Genomic DNA, 12,922 nt, shown 5'->3' with positions numbered 1-12,922 from the left:
CATCCTCGGGCCCGTCCGGCGTTCACGGCCGTCCTGCGCTGCCCGTGGGACGCGCCACGGCATAACCTCGTCCCATGAGCCGGCCGCACACCTTCACCCCGCCCCCCTGCGCCCACGCCCACCGGCTGCGCACCTCGCGCGGCGAGTTCGCCGTGCTGGACGCCGCGCCGCCGGGTGCCGTGCGCGGCACCGCCCTGCTGCTGCCCGGCTACATGGGCAGCAAGGAGGACTTCGTGGCGCTCCTCGAACCGCTCTCCCGCGCCGGGTACCGGATCGTCGCCGTGGACGGCCGCGGACAGTACGAGACGGATGGGACGGACCGTCAGGAGGATTACGCACAGGGCGAGTTGGCCCGTGATGTGCTCGCGCAGGCCACCGCGCTCGGCGGCGCCGGCGGCGGCACCGTGCATCTGCTGGGGCACTCGCTCGGCGGGCAGATCGCCCGCGCCGCCGTGCTGCTCGACGCCTCGCCGTTCCGTTCGCTGACGCTCATGTCGTCGGGGCCCGCCGAGGTCGTCGAGGCCCAGCAGCTCAAGGTGAAGGTGCTCAGCGACGCACTCGCGACGCTGAGCATGGCCCGGGTGTGGGAGGCGATGCGCGCCCTCGACCCGCCGGAGGAGAGGGCGTCGGCGAACGGCGAGGCGCTGCGCCGTCGCTGGCTGCGCCACCGGCCGGCCCAGCTGATCGCCACCGGACGCCAGCTGGTGACCGAGCCGGACCGGGTGGCCGAACTGGCCGCCGTACCGCTGCCGGTCCATGTGCTCTCCGGCGAGCGTGACGACACCTGGCCGGTGCCGCTGCTCGACGACATGGCGCGGCGGCTCGGCGCGCACCGCACCCGGATCGCGGGCGCCGAGCACTCCCCCAACACGGACCGCCCGCAGGAGACGGCGGCCGCGATCGCCGCGTTCTGGGACAGCCTGTAGGCCCTGGGCCGCGAGGGCTCAGTACTGCGACTGGAGGTGCTGCCAGAAGCCGTCGCGCAGGGCCCGCCGCAGGTGTGCGTGGCCGCGCAGCGAGTGCTGGAGCAGCCGTTCGGCCTCGACCAGCAGGTCCTGGTCGACGGAGCCCGGAAGGTACGGGTGGCCGGGCAGCAGGTCGGCGAGCGACTCGCGGCCCCGGGCGGCCAGCCAGGCCGCGGCGATCTGCGCGCCGACGAAGCGGACGTCCTCGCGCGCGGGCGCGGGGGTGTCGTCCTCGTAGGTGGTGACGGGACGTCTGGTGACGTAGGGGCGGCAGAAGTCCAGGTCGAAGGTGCGCTGGCTGTCGACCTCCCAGAGCAGCGGTTCGGCCTGATTGCGACCCTCCCCCGCCTCGATGCCCCACAGGTGCACGCGGGCCCCGTAGCCCTGCGCCGCCTCCACCGCGGAGACCAGGTCCTCGTCGCCGCCGACCAGTGCCGCGTCGCTGATGGCGCGGTGCCGGGCGAGCGATTCGAGGTCGGTGCGGATGAGTGAGTCGACGCCCTTCTGCTGGTTGTTGGCGTTGAGGTTGCCGAGTCTGACCTTGACGTCGGGGAGTTCGGCGATGGACTGCTGCTCGACGGTGTGGATGCGCCGCCTGGCACCGTCGTACCAGTACACGCGCAGCAGTCTGCTGTCCGCGAAGATCGTCCGGGCCTTGTCGATGAAGGCCTCGATCAGTCCTTCCGCGTCGAGGTCGAAGGAGCGGCGGTCCTCGGTGCCGGTGACGAGCAGTCCGGCCGCGGCGTACACATAGCCCGCGTCCACGAAGATCGCGTGGGTCGAGGGGGTCTTCGACACCTCGGCGAGCACGCGCTGGAGCAGCTCGTTGGTGCGGTCCAGTCGCTCGCGGATCTCTGCCTCGTTCATTCGGGCCTCGTCGCCCGCGCATGCTCGGTGACCTGCTGATACTTAGACATCCAAAAAATTTCCTTAGCGTAGGGAATGTTTGCAGGGAGCAAGCCGTTGTACACATCGTGGAGCACAGGACAGGGATGTCCGGTGCTCTCATCCTTGCGGACGGATCACCCGTCCTCCCAGTAGTTCTCCAGCAGGAGGATCGGACGAAGGGAAGCCCTATGCGCTTCGAGATCATGCGACTCGACGATGTCGACGGTACCGCCGTGGACAGCACCGTCGTGGACGCCGCCTCCGTCAACCGGATCGTGCAGCAGGCCGCAGCCGTGGGCCAGCGCATCTATATCCGCCCGGCCGAAACCTCGGCTTCGTAACGCACGACGACGCACAAAGACGAAGCACCCCCGTACGGAAGGTCCGTACGGGGGTGCTGTGGCGTCCGGGAGGGCCGTCAGGAGTTCTGGATGACCTGGGTGACGCCGTTGATGATCTGCTGTACGGCGATGGCGGAGAGCATCATTCCGGCGAGCCTGGTCACCAGCACGACGCCACCGTCCTTGATGACCCGGATGATCAGCAGCGAGTAACGCATGGTCAGCCAGAGCACGATGTGCATGGCGACGATCGCCGACCAGACCGAGATCTGACTGCCCACGCTGTCGGCGTGCTGCACCGCCAGGATCACCGACACGATCGCGCCGGGCCCGGCGAGCAGCGGCATGCCCAGCGGTACGAGCGCCACATTGACGTCCTTGGTCTGCGTCGGCTCGTCGGTCTTGCCGGTGAGCAGATCGAGCGCGATCAGCAGCAGGAGCAGTCCGCCCGCGATCATCAGGGCGGGTACGGAGACATGCAGGTAGTCGAGGATCTGCTGGCCGAGCACTCCGAAGACGGCGATCACGCCGAAGGCGACGGCGACCGCCTGCAACGCCATTTTTCGCTGCATCTTGGCGGGTCGGCCCGCAGTGAGCGCGAGGAAGATCGGGGTGATCCCGGGTGGATCCATAATCACAAAAAGCGTGAGAAAAAGGGATCCGAAGACAGCGACGTCGAACACAGTGAGCCTTGCGAGAAGAGAGAAACGGCCTGAAGGAGCGCACCCCGAAGCCATGACGGCGGCCAGACGGCCGGGTGCGTGGAAGTGGAACGTGAAGATGGGAGGGACGGCGGTACGCGCGGGACTCGTGGTCCGGCCCGGACGGGTGCGTCGTTACGCGGGGTTCGGCCCGCCGGCGCCCGGCACCGGGAAGGCTCCCGTGGCGCGCCGGGTGATCTCGCCGTAGATCTCGGGGTCGGTGGTGTATTCGCCGAGCCCGACGGTCTTGCGGCTGCCGTGGTAGTCGCTGGAGCCGGTCGTCAGCAGCCCCAGATCGCGGGCGAGCCCGCGCAGTCTGGCCCGGGTCGGCTCGTCGTGGTCCATGTGGTCGACCTCGATGCCGTCGAGCCCCGCGGCGGCGAGCCGCGCTATCGACGACTCGGGCACCACCTCGCCGCGCTTGACGGCGGCCGGGTGCGCGAAGACGGTGACGCCGCCGGCGGCCTTGACCAGCCGGATCGCGTCGAAGGGATCGAGTTCGTGTTTCTCGGCGTAGGCGCGCCCGCCGTCCGCGAGCCATTCGGGCGTGAAGGCGTCGGAGACGGTCTCGACGACGCCCAGCTCGACGAGCGCGGTGGCGACGTGCGGCCTGCCGACCGATCCGTCCCCGGCGATCCTGGCGACCTGCTCCCACTCGACGGGCACGCCGAGCTCCTGGAGCTTGCGCACCATGGTGCGGGCGCGCGGCACCCGGTCGTCGCGTACGAGTTCGCGTTCGCGGGCCAGCTCGGGCTCGTCGGGGTCGAAGAGGTAGGCCAGCATGTGCAGGCCCACGCCGTCGATGCGGCAGGAGAGCTCGGCGCCGGTGACGAGGGTGAGCCCCTCGGGGAGGGCGGCGATCGCCTCGGCGTGACCGCGCACGGTGTCGTGGTCGGTGAGCGCGACGATGTCCAGGCCCGCGGCGGCGGCGTTCGCCACCAGCTGCGCGGGGGTGTCCGTGCCGTCCGAGGCGGTGGAGTGGGTGTGCAGGTCGATGCGCACGACGCGTACTCCAGTGCTCGGGGCGGGACAAGGGGACGTTCTAGGATAACCGCCGTTCGAGCGGCGCCCGGCCGGGGCGCGGGGGCCCGGCAGCGGCCCTCAGTCGAGCAGCCGGGGGGTGAGCGCCCCGCAGGGTACGAGCTCCATCTCGCCCCCGGCCTCGCGCAGATCGGCGAGCACCAGCTCGTCGTACATCAGGAGTCCGGACTGCTCGGGCCAGACGATCGCCCAGAGCCAGAGACCGCGCGCCTCACCCGCGAAGACCGCCCGGTCCGCGGGGGCGCCCTTGACGTTCCACAGCGGGGTGGGGCGGCCGGCGGCGAGCATCTTGACGTCCGGCGGGCCCTCGACGTCCAGATACGGGCCGGGGTCGGGGCCGTCGATTCCGGCGTAGCGCGCGCCGAGCCCGATGCCGAGCTCCTCTGTGACGAGCAGCAGTTCGCCGATGCCGCCGACGGGGCCGGGGCCGGAGCAGGCGACGGCGGTGGCCCGGCCGCCGCTGCGGTCGTCGCCCGCGCTCGCCACCCCGGTGAACAGCCAGCCCACCGGCAGCGGCCAGGGCATCCAGACCGGGACCTGGGCGCGGCGCACCACCACCCCCAGCGCTTCGACGCTGGGCGGGACGACCGGCTGGAGCGGCTGCACGCTGCCGTGCACGGCGCACTGCCAGGTGTCGGCGAACAGACCGGGCGCTCTGACCCGGCCTCCGCACTTCGGGCAACTGGGTTCGCCCCTCATAGCGACCAACGGTCCTCCAGGACCGTCGCCGCGTCAAGGAAGATCACCCGTCCGCAGTGCGGCTCCACCTGCAGAAATAGATGTAACTTGCACTCATTAGGTTCTCTAACTTATTCTATGTATATCGCAACGATCTAGTGGAGAGCGAGAAGACCCATGCAGGGAGAGGATCCGTTCGATCAGGGCGGGGGCAGCATCCTGCGCCAGCCGAAGGCCGTCTGGGCCACGGCGGGCGCCTCCGTTGTCGCGTTCATGGGAATCGGCCTGGTGGACCCGATTCTGCCGTCCATCGCCAAGGGCCTGGAGGCGACGCCGAGCCAGGTGTCCCTGCTCTTCACCTCGTACTTCCTGATCACCGCCGTGGCCATGCTGGTCACCGGCTTCGTGTCCAGCCGGATCGGCGGCCGCAAGACGCTCCTGGCCGGCCTCGCGCTCGTCGTCGTCTTCGCCGCGCTCTCCGGCACCTCGTCCTCGGTCGGCGAACTCGTCGGCTTCCGGGCCGGCTGGGGACTGGGCAACGCGCTCTTCGTGTCGACCGCGCTGGCCGTGATCGTCGGCGCTGCGGCCGGCGGCAGCTCGGCGGCGATCCTGCTCTACGAGTCGGCGCTCGGCCTCGGTATGGCCTGCGGGCCGCTGGTCGGCGCGCTGCTCGGTGACGCCAGCTGGCGCTACCCGTTCTTCGGCACGGCCGCGCTGATGGCCATCGGCTTCATCTGCATCACGGCGTTCCTGAAGGAACAGCCCAGGCCGGCCAGGAAGACCTCGCTGCTCGACCCGGTCAAGGCGCTCGGCCACGGCGGGCTGGCCTCGGTGGCGACCTCGGCGTTCTTCTACAACTACTCGTTCTTCACGATCCTGGCGTTCACACCGTTCGTGCTGAACATGACGCCGTACAAGTCGGGCGCGGTGTTCTTCGCCTGGGGCCTGCTGCTCGCGGTCTTCTCGGTGCTGGTCGCCCCGCGGCTCCAGGAGCGCTTCGGCTCGCTGAAGGTGCTCGGCGCCTCGCTGGTACTGCTCGCCGTCGACCTGCTGGTCCTCGGCTACGGCGACCACACCACCGCCATCGTCTGCACGATCGTCTCCGGCGCCTTCATCGGCATGAACAACACCGTCTACACGGAACTGGCGCTCGGTGTGTCCGACGCTCCGCGCCCGGTGGCGAGCGCCGGCTACAACTTCGTCCGCTGGTTCGCCGCGGCCGCCGCCCCGTATCTCGCGCCGAAGATCGAGGAGTGGAGCAACATCCACATCCCGTTCGTGGTCGCCGCGGTCACGGCCGTGGCCGGTGCGATCGTCGTCTGGATCCGGCGTTCGGCGCTGACCCACGAGGCGGAGGTGCTGGAGCCGAAGCACGCGGCCGAGGACAGCGTCACGGTCTTCGCCGACTGACCTGCCCGCCCCCGCACCAGCCCCGCCCGCGGCTCCCCTCCTGGCCGCGCGGCGGGGCTTTCCCGTGCCTCCGGCGGCGGGGATCAGTCCAGCGATACGGAGCCACGCAGCGGATCACGCAGGTCCGTGCCGTGCGAGAGCCACCGCTCCTGGAGCTCCTGCGCGCCCCTGACCCGCTTCCACGCGGCCTCGTTGTGCGTCATCGGCAGCAGCGGCAGGAACCGCACCGGCTCCATGGGCGCGTCCAGCTCCAGGTCCTCCACCAGGCCGCCCGGCTCCGCGACCAGCACGGAGCTGAACGGCGCCCCGGGCCACAGCGGCTCACCGACCTCCAGCGAGGCGCCCGGCGCCACGATCACCCCCTCGACCTGCGGGGAGGCCGCCAGCACGGCGAGCGGGCGGAGCACCTTGTCGGTGTCGGCGAGTCCGGCACGTACGGAGATCACCAGTTCGGCGCGCGGCCCCTTCACCGGGTCGGCCAGGACCGCGGTCGGGTCGGCCATCGGCTGCGCCGACATACCGAGGGTGGCGTAGCGCACCACATCGCCGTCGACAAAGCGGAGCACCTCGATCCGGTCCGTACCGAGGAACGTCACCGCCGCGCGAGCGTCCGGTTCACCGAGGGCCGTCAGCAGCCGGGCCTCGACCAGAGCAAGAATTTCTCCCATCCCGCGAGCATAGGACGCGTATGGAACGGGCAAAGTAAGGGATTGGCCGTCAGTCGGCTGATAGTCTTGGCCGCTGGTCGGGGCAGCACGCAGAAGCGTCGCTCTCAGCCCCGACGACACGTCATCCCCCAAGGGGGACCGGCTGGAGGAGGTGGGGCTGCAATGGATCGAAGTCGACCGTGCAGTACCAACCGCTCTTCCGCACTCCACCCTTCTCGGTGATCTGAAGCCTTCTCGGTCAAGGCCCATGGCATTGCGCACGACGGAAGAGCACTCCTTTTTTGCCTGTCTGTAGCGAACGCCGTCGCCGTGCCGCTGCGGTGCCGCCCGCTTTGCGGACGTGAGCACACGTCCCCATTCCGGGCTGTTCCACGTGCCCGACGACGGCCCTCCGTGAAGGAGTCAGCCATGTCGATGATCCGCGACCTGCGCGCCGCCGTGCGCCCGTCCCTGCGCAAGAGCAACGCCCTGCACAACGCCTACGACACCACCCGTGACCCGTCCGCCTCCAGCGCGGTCGTCGACTGCGCGGTCTACCGCGACGGGCGGCGCCTGGAGAGCGGCAACTGCCGCACGCCGCACGAGGCGATGCTCCAGGTGCGGGAGGAGGGCGGTTTCGCCTGGATCGGCCTGCACGAGCCGACCGAGGAGGAATTCGCCGGTATCGCCCGGGAGTTCGGGCTGCACCCGCTGGCCGTCGAGGACGCCGTCCACGCCCACCAGAGGCCGAAGCTGGAGCGGTACGACGACACGCTCTTCACCGTCTTCAAGACCATCCACTACGTCGAGCACGCCGAACTCACCGCCACCAGCGAGGTGGTCGAGACCGGCGAGGTGATGTGCTTCACCGGCCGGGACTTCGTCATCACCGTGCGGCACGGCGGCCATGGCTCGCTGCGCGCGCTGCGCCACCGGCTGCAGGACGACCCCGAGCTGCTCGCCAAGGGCCCGTCCGCGGTGCTGCACTCCATCGCCGACCATGTCGTCGACGGCTACATCGCGGTGGCCGGGGCCGTGCAGGAAGACATCGACGAGGTGGAGATCGAGGTCTTCTCCACCCCGGCGAAGGGCAGCCCGCGCGGTTCCGACGCCGGCCGGATCTACCAGCTGAAGCGTGAGGTCCTGGAGTTCAAGCGGGCGGTGTCGCCGCTGCTGCGGCCGATGCAGCTGCTGAGCGAGCGGCCCATGCGGCTGATCGACCCGGACATCCAGAAGTACTTCCGTGACGTCGCCGACCACCTGGCGCGGGTGCACGAAGAGGTCATCGGCTTCGACGAACTGCTGAACTCGATCCTCCAGGCCAACCTGGCGCAGGCGACCGTCGCGCAGAACGAGGACATGCGCAAGATCACGTCCTGGGCGGCCATCATCGCCGTACCGACGATGATCTGCGGCGTCTACGGCATGAACTTCAAGCACATGCCGGAGCTGGGCTGGCGGTACGGCTACCCGATGGTGCTGGGCGTCATCGGGGTGGTCTGTTTCTCCATCCACCGCACGCTCAAGCGCAACGGCTGGCTCTGACACCGGGGACCGGCCTCCGCCCGGTCCAACGGAGGCCGGTCCCATAGAGTTCGGTCATGACTGCTGCTGCCGCTGACGTGCCACTGGGCCGGGCCCTCGTCGAGGAGGCCACCAAGAAGTCGGGCCTGATCTGGGTGCGGGGCACCGGTCCCGCCCGGGCGCTGTGGCACGTATGGCACGAGGGCGCGGCGCATCTGGTCGGGGACGGCCCCGGCGAGCAGCCGCTGCCGGCCGGGCTCACCGACGGGTCCGCCGCCGAGGTGACCGTACGCAGCAAGGACAAGGGCGGCCGGCTGATCGCCTGGACGGCCGCCGTGACGCAGCTCGCCCCGCACTCCGAGGAGTGGGAGGCCGCGGTCGCGGAGCTCAAGGGCAAGCGGCTGAACGCGCCGGACGCCGAGCAGATGACGGAGCGGTGGGCGCGCGAGTGCCGGGTGCTGCGGCTGACGCCCGGCGAGTTCCGTACGGAGCTGCCGGACGGCTCGCTGGCCGCGGCGCCGCTGCCGACGCCCGCGACCACTCGACGGCCGGTGCCCGCCGGGCTGCCGCGACTGCTCAAGCGGGGGCGCAAGGGCTGAGGGCCGGGGCGGGGCGGACGCCCGGACCCCGCCCTCGTCAGGACGAGGTCTTGGGCAGCTGCTTCCCGTAGTCGACCGTGTCCCCCTGCGCCGGGGCCTCCAGGGCGAAGTCCTTGCCCCAGTCCGACAGGGTGACGGTCCCCCCGCCACCGCCGCGCGCGAACCGCAGCGGATACGCCGTGCCCTCCAGCGAGACGTCGAGCGTGCCGCCCTCGCCCTTGCCGCCCATGATCTGGATGGTCCGGGCCGCGCCGACCTTCTCCCGCTCGCCCTTGTTGAGGGTGCCGTGCAGCGTGAGGAGGCCGTCGAGCAGGGTCTCCTTGTCCGTGAAGCCGCGCAGCTGCTTGTACGTGGGGTCGTCCTGGGGCACCTTCACGTACTTGTCGTTCAGCTTGTCCGCGGCCGCGCCGCCCGCCGCGCTGTCCGCGCCGGACTTCTCCTCGTGGTTCCAGAACCCGGAGTCCGCCTTCAGATAGAGCTCGTCACCGATCCGCAGCAGCTCGAAGGTGCTGTCCTTCGAGACGACGGAGCCGGTGCCGCCGTCCTCCTTGAGCTGCATGTCGAGCCTGTACGTGCCGCCCTTGCTGACCAGCGTCCCGGCGAGGCGCACCGCGTCGGCGGCGTCCGCCGCGCGCTGGGCCTTCTTCTCGATCCGGGTGGCGTCCAGTTTCCCGACGCCGTTGGTCCCCTGGTCCGGGTCCTCGCCGCCGCACGCCGTGAGCGTCACGGCGAGCCCCGCACAGAGCAGGGCGGCGAGAGCGGTCCGGCGTCGGGCCCGGACGGGCGGAACGGAAGAGGTCACGGGCGCACTGCCTCTCATCTGCATCGCGGGGGGTGGCAGACGGCAGCGTACCTGTGCCGTGCACACCGTCCGGCAGGGAGCCGTACGGACGGCTCCACCGGGGCAACCCGGAGCGGTACGGGCTAGCCTGATCCCGTCATAACGGTTGATTGACCGCCAAACGGACCGGCCGGTGAACTCGTACACGGAAGAAGGAGGCGCACCATGGTGGCAGGCGCCCCCCGGGTGTTCGTCTCGCACCTCGCCGGTGTTCCGGTCTTCGACCCCAACGGCGACCAGGTGGGCCGCGTCCGCGATCTGGTCGCGATGCTCCGGGTCGGCGGCCGGCCGCCCAGGCTGCTCGGGCTCGTCGTCGAGGTGCTCAGCCGCCGCCGGATCTTCCTCCCGATGACCCGGGTCACCGGGATCGAGTCCGGCCAGGTCATCACCACCGGCGTGGTCAACATGCGGCGCTTCGAACAGCGGCCCACCGAGCGTCTGGTGCTCGGCGAGTTCCTCGACCGGCGGGTCCGTCTCGTGGAGACCGGCGAGGAGGTCACCGTCCTCGATGTCTCCATCCAGCAGCTCCCGGCCCGCCGCGACTGGGAGATCGACAAGTACTTCGTACGCAAGGGCAAGGGCGGGGCGCTGCGCCGCAAGGGCGAGACGCTGACGGTCGAGTGGTCGGCGGTCAGCGGGTTCTCGCTGCAGGAGGACGGGCAGGGCGCCGAGTCCCTGGTGGCCACGTTCGAGCGGCTGCGCCCGACGGACGTGGCCAACGCGCTGCACCATCTGTCGCCGAAGCGGCGGGCCGAGGTCGCCGCCGCGCTCGACGACGACCGGCTCGCCGACGTCCTGGAGGAGCTGCCCGAGGACGACCAGGTGGAGATCATCGGCAAGCTCCAGGAGGAGCGAGCCGCCGATGTCCTGGAGGCGATGGACCCGGACGACGCGGCCGACCTGCTGTCCGAGCTGCCCGAGGAGGACAAGGAGCGGCTGCTGACACTGATGCGGCCGGACGACGCGGCCGATGTGCGGCGCCTGATGTCGTACGAGGAGCGGACCGCGGGCGGGCTGATGACCACCGAGCCGATCATCCTGCGGCCGGACGCGACCGTCGCCGACGCGCTCGCCCGGGTCCGGCAGGCGGACCTGTCCCCGGCGCTCGCAGCCCAGGTGTACGTGTGCCGGTCGCCCGACGAGACGCCGACCGGCAAATACCTGGGCACCGTGCACTTCCAGCGTCTGCTGCGGGATCCGCCGTACGCACTGGTCAGCTCGATCGTCGACAGTGATCTCGTCCCCCTGACCCCGGACACCCCGCTGCCGGCCGTGACGAGCTATCTGGCCGCGTACAACCTGGTCTCGGTGCCCGTCGTGGACGAGAGCGGCTCGCTGCTCGGCGCGGTGACGGTCGACGACGTGCTCGACCACCTGCTGCCCGAGGACTGGCGGGAGACGGATTTCCACAGCGAGGAGGGGGTTGCCCGTGGCCGCTGAGGATCGCGCCAGGACGGCGCCGGCGGGAGCCTCGGGCATCGCTCGTCCGCCCCGCTCCCGGCTGGACCAGCCGAAGGACCCGCGCCGGCGGATGCTGCCCGACTACGACCCCGAGGCGTTCGGCCGGTTCTCCGAGCGGATCGCCCGCTTCCTGGGCACCGGGCGGTTCATCGTCTGGATGACGCTGGTCATCATCGTCTGGGTGGTGTGGAACGTCTTCGCGCCCGAGCACCTGCGGTTCGACCAGTACCCGTTCATCTTCCTGACGCTGATGCTCTCGCTCCAGGCCTCTTACGCCGCGCCGCTGATCCTGCTCGCGCAGAACCGGCAGGACGACCGCGACCGGGTCACCCACGAGCAGGACCGCAAGCAGAACGAGCGGTCCATCGCGGACACCGAGTACCTCACCAGGGAGATCGCGTCGCTGCGGATGGGGCTCGGCGAGGTCGCCACCCGCGACTGGATCCGCTCCGAGCTGGAGGACCTCGCGAAGGACCTGGACGACCGCCGGACCCTGCTCCCGGCCGAGAGTGACGAAGACCGCTGACGGATGTTACTCGCGCGTACCGGCAGGCGCCGTAACATCGTCCATATGGCTACGGAAGACGCGGTGCTTGAAGCACTGGCGACAGTGAACGACCCGGAGATCCACCGCCCGATCACCGAACTCGGCATGGTGAAATCGGTCGAGATCGATGCTGACGGTGCGGTCGCTGTCACGGTCTATCTCACGGTCTCAGGCTGCCCGATGCGCGAGACGATCACCAAGAACGTGACGGACGCGGTCGCCCGCGTCGAGGGCGTCTCGCGGGTCGACGTCACGCTCGACGTGATGAGCGACGAACAGCGCAAGGAGCTCGCTTCCTCGCTGCGCGGCGGCACGGCGGAGCGCGAGGTGCCGTTCGCCAAGCCCGGCTCGCTGACCCGGGTCTACGCGGTCGCGTCCGGCAAGGGCGGCGTCGGCAAGTCGTCGGTGACGGTGAACCTGGCGGCGGCGATGGCGGCCGACGGACTCAAGGTCGGCGTCGTGGACGCGGACATCTACGGGCACAGCGTGCCGCGGATGCTCGGCGCGGACGGCAAGCCGACCCAGGTCGAGAACATGATCATGCCGCCGTCCTCGCACGGCGTGAAGGTCATCTCCATCGGCATGTTCACCCCGGGCAACGCGCCGGTGGTCTGGCGCGGGCCGATGCTGCACCGCGCGCTCCAGCAGTTCCTCGCCGATGTGTACTGGGGCGACCTCGACGTCCTCCTGCTCGACCTGCCGCCGGGCACCGGCGACATCGCGATCTCGGTGGCGCAGCTGGTGCCGAACGCCGAGATCCTGGTCGTCACGACCCCGCAGCAGGCGGCGGCCGAGGTCGCCGAGCGGGCCGGTTCGATCGCCGTGCAGACCCACCAGAAGATCGTCGGTGTCGTCGAGAACATGTCGGGCATGCCGTGCCCGCACTGCGACGAGATGGTCGATGTGTTCGGTACCGGCGGCGGCGCGCGGGTCGCCGAGGGGCTGACGAAGACGGTCGGCGCGGAGGTGCCGGTGCTCGGCTCCATCCCGATCGACGTACGGCTGCGCGAGGGCGGCGACGAGGGCAAGCCGGTCGTCCTGTCCGACCCCGACTCCCCGGCCGGCAAGGCACTGCGCACCATCGCGGACAAGCTGGGCGGCCGTCAGCGCGGTCTGTCGGGCATGTCTCTGGGCATCACCCCGCGCAACAAGTTCTGAAACGACGAGCGGTGGCCGGCCCGGGGCGGGGGCCGCCCCCAGGTTTTACGGATGGGCCCCCAGCCCACCGAAAGGCTGTTTTTGGCGCAGAACCACGACACCCCCCCCCACCCCCCCCAAC

Annotated in this window: 14 protein-coding genes; 8 read left to right on the top strand and 6 right to left on the bottom strand. The window is 70.4% G+C overall.

The genetic code is table 11. The features are described from left to right. The first annotated feature begins 74 nt into the window (after positions 1-74). Entirely contained in the window at positions 75-926 is an 852-nt protein-coding gene (locus tag ACFVH0_RS36615; RefSeq protein WP_385827451.1) for an alpha/beta fold hydrolase, read from the top strand. 18 nt (positions 927-944) lie between these two features. Here the strand turns inward: ACFVH0_RS36615 and ACFVH0_RS36610 are convergent, their stop codons facing one another. Continuing rightward, positions 945-1,832: an NYN domain-containing protein gene (locus tag ACFVH0_RS36610; protein ID WP_266414637.1), complete on the bottom strand. Its 888-nt coding sequence runs from the start codon at positions 1,830-1,832 to the stop codon at positions 945-947. Between the two features lie 209 nt (positions 1,833-2,041). Here ACFVH0_RS36610 and ACFVH0_RS36605 point away from each other — a divergent pair, with 209 nt between their 5' ends. Further along, positions 2,042-2,194 carry a hypothetical protein gene (locus ACFVH0_RS36605; protein WP_266729866.1) on the top strand — a complete coding sequence of 51 codons (153 nt, stop codon included), beginning with the start codon at positions 2,042-2,044 and terminating at the stop codon, positions 2,192-2,194. A gap of 77 nt (positions 2,195-2,271) precedes the next feature. Here ACFVH0_RS36605 and ACFVH0_RS36600 read toward each other — a convergent pair whose 3' ends face one another. The 3 genes from ACFVH0_RS36600 to ACFVH0_RS36590 all read right to left on the bottom strand — a co-directional run bounded on the left by ACFVH0_RS36600 (position 2,272) and on the right by ACFVH0_RS36590 (position 4,635). Next, positions 2,272-2,877 carry a MarC family protein gene (locus ACFVH0_RS36600; protein ID WP_385827449.1) on the bottom strand — a complete coding sequence of 202 codons (606 nt, stop codon included), beginning with the start codon at positions 2,875-2,877 and terminating at the stop codon, positions 2,272-2,274. A gap of 153 nt (positions 2,878-3,030) precedes the next feature. Continuing rightward, entirely contained in the window at positions 3,031-3,897 is an 867-nt protein-coding gene (locus ACFVH0_RS36595) for a PHP domain-containing protein (RefSeq protein WP_385827447.1), read from the bottom strand. A 99-nt stretch (positions 3,898-3,996) separates the two neighbouring features. Beyond that, positions 3,997-4,635 carry a DUF6758 family protein gene (locus tag ACFVH0_RS36590; RefSeq protein WP_385827445.1) on the bottom strand — a complete coding sequence of 213 codons (639 nt, stop codon included), beginning with the start codon at positions 4,633-4,635 and terminating at the stop codon, positions 3,997-3,999. A 156-nt stretch (positions 4,636-4,791) separates the two neighbouring features. On the opposite strand from ACFVH0_RS36590, the gene ACFVH0_RS36585 reads away from it, so the two are divergent. Further along, positions 4,792-6,024: an MFS transporter gene (locus ACFVH0_RS36585; protein WP_385827443.1), complete on the top strand. Its 1,233-nt coding sequence runs from the start codon at positions 4,792-4,794 to the stop codon at positions 6,022-6,024. An 83-nt stretch (positions 6,025-6,107) separates the two neighbouring features. Here ACFVH0_RS36585 and ACFVH0_RS36580 read toward each other — a convergent pair whose 3' ends face one another. Beyond that, positions 6,108-6,692: a suppressor of fused domain protein gene (locus ACFVH0_RS36580; protein ID WP_385827441.1), complete on the bottom strand. Its 585-nt coding sequence runs from the start codon at positions 6,690-6,692 to the stop codon at positions 6,108-6,110. Between the two features lie 408 nt (positions 6,693-7,100). Here ACFVH0_RS36580 and ACFVH0_RS36575 point away from each other — a divergent pair, with 408 nt between their 5' ends. Beyond that, the gene (locus ACFVH0_RS36575) at positions 7,101-8,216 is read left to right on the top strand and encodes a magnesium and cobalt transport protein CorA (protein ID WP_385827439.1); all 1,116 of its coding nucleotides are present in this window, start codon (positions 7,101-7,103) and stop codon (positions 8,214-8,216) included. Positions 8,217-8,272: 56 nt separating this feature from the next. After that, positions 8,273-8,794 carry a hypothetical protein gene (locus ACFVH0_RS36570; protein WP_385827438.1) on the top strand — a complete coding sequence of 174 codons (522 nt, stop codon included), beginning with the start codon at positions 8,273-8,275 and terminating at the stop codon, positions 8,792-8,794. 37 nt (positions 8,795-8,831) lie between these two features. Here the strand turns inward: ACFVH0_RS36570 and ACFVH0_RS36565 are convergent, their stop codons facing one another. Then, on the bottom strand, positions 8,832-9,596 hold the full coding sequence (locus ACFVH0_RS36565; protein ID WP_385827436.1) for a hypothetical protein: 765 nt from the start codon (positions 9,594-9,596) through the stop codon (positions 8,832-8,834). A gap of 204 nt (positions 9,597-9,800) precedes the next feature. On the opposite strand from ACFVH0_RS36565, the gene ACFVH0_RS36560 reads away from it, so the two are divergent. Genes ACFVH0_RS36560 through ACFVH0_RS36550 form a run of 3 tightly spaced genes read left to right on the top strand, consistent with a single transcriptional unit; the run spans position 9,801 to position 12,801 of the window. Beyond that, positions 9,801-11,075 carry a magnesium transporter MgtE N-terminal domain-containing protein gene (locus tag ACFVH0_RS36560; protein ID WP_385827435.1) on the top strand — a complete coding sequence of 425 codons (1,275 nt, stop codon included), beginning with the start codon at positions 9,801-9,803 and terminating at the stop codon, positions 11,073-11,075. Further along, a complete protein-coding gene (locus ACFVH0_RS36555) occupies positions 11,065-11,622 on the top strand; it encodes a DUF1003 domain-containing protein (RefSeq protein ID WP_385827433.1) in 558 nt (185 codons plus the stop codon). Before ACFVH0_RS36560 ends, ACFVH0_RS36555 begins: the two co-directional genes overlap by 11 nt. A 45-nt stretch (positions 11,623-11,667) precedes the next feature. Continuing rightward, entirely contained in the window at positions 11,668-12,801 is a 1,134-nt protein-coding gene (locus tag ACFVH0_RS36550) for an Mrp/NBP35 family ATP-binding protein (RefSeq protein WP_124716552.1), read from the top strand. Positions 12,802-12,922: the final 121 nt, after the last annotated feature.

Source organism: Streptomyces sp. NPDC127117 (assembly GCF_042677325.1).
Classification (GTDB): Bacteria; Actinomycetota; Actinomycetes; order Streptomycetales; family Streptomycetaceae; genus Streptomyces.
The sequence above is the reverse complement of the archived record's forward strand: the minus strand, read 5'-3'. Positions and strand labels throughout refer to the sequence as shown.

Excerpts from the sequence above, each read along its gene's own strand:
- ACFVH0_RS36615 (WP_385827451.1), top strand. The coding sequence starts at position 75 with ATGAGCCGGCCGCACACCTTCACCCCGCCCCCCTGCGCCCACGCCCAC.
- ACFVH0_RS36610 (WP_266414637.1), bottom strand. The coding sequence starts at position 1,832 with ATGAACGAGGCAGAGATCCGCGAGCGACTGGACCGCACCAACGAGCTG.
- ACFVH0_RS36605 (WP_266729866.1), top strand. The coding sequence starts at position 2,042 with ATGCGCTTCGAGATCATGCGACTCGACGATGTCGACGGTACCGCCGTG.
- ACFVH0_RS36590 (WP_385827445.1), bottom strand. The coding sequence starts at position 4,635 with ATGAGGGGCGAACCCAGTTGCCCGAAGTGCGGAGGCCGGGTCAGAGCG.
- ACFVH0_RS36585 (WP_385827443.1), top strand. The coding sequence starts at position 4,792 with ATGCAGGGAGAGGATCCGTTCGATCAGGGCGGGGGCAGCATCCTGCGC.
- ACFVH0_RS36580 (WP_385827441.1), bottom strand. The coding sequence starts at position 6,692 with ATGGGAGAAATTCTTGCTCTGGTCGAGGCCCGGCTGCTGACGGCCCTC.
- ACFVH0_RS36575 (WP_385827439.1), top strand. The coding sequence starts at position 7,101 with ATGTCGATGATCCGCGACCTGCGCGCCGCCGTGCGCCCGTCCCTGCGC.
- ACFVH0_RS36570 (WP_385827438.1), top strand. The coding sequence starts at position 8,273 with ATGACTGCTGCTGCCGCTGACGTGCCACTGGGCCGGGCCCTCGTCGAG.
- ACFVH0_RS36560 (WP_385827435.1), top strand. The coding sequence starts at position 9,801 with ATGGTGGCAGGCGCCCCCCGGGTGTTCGTCTCGCACCTCGCCGGTGTT.
- ACFVH0_RS36550 (WP_124716552.1), top strand. The coding sequence starts at position 11,668 with ATGGCTACGGAAGACGCGGTGCTTGAAGCACTGGCGACAGTGAACGAC.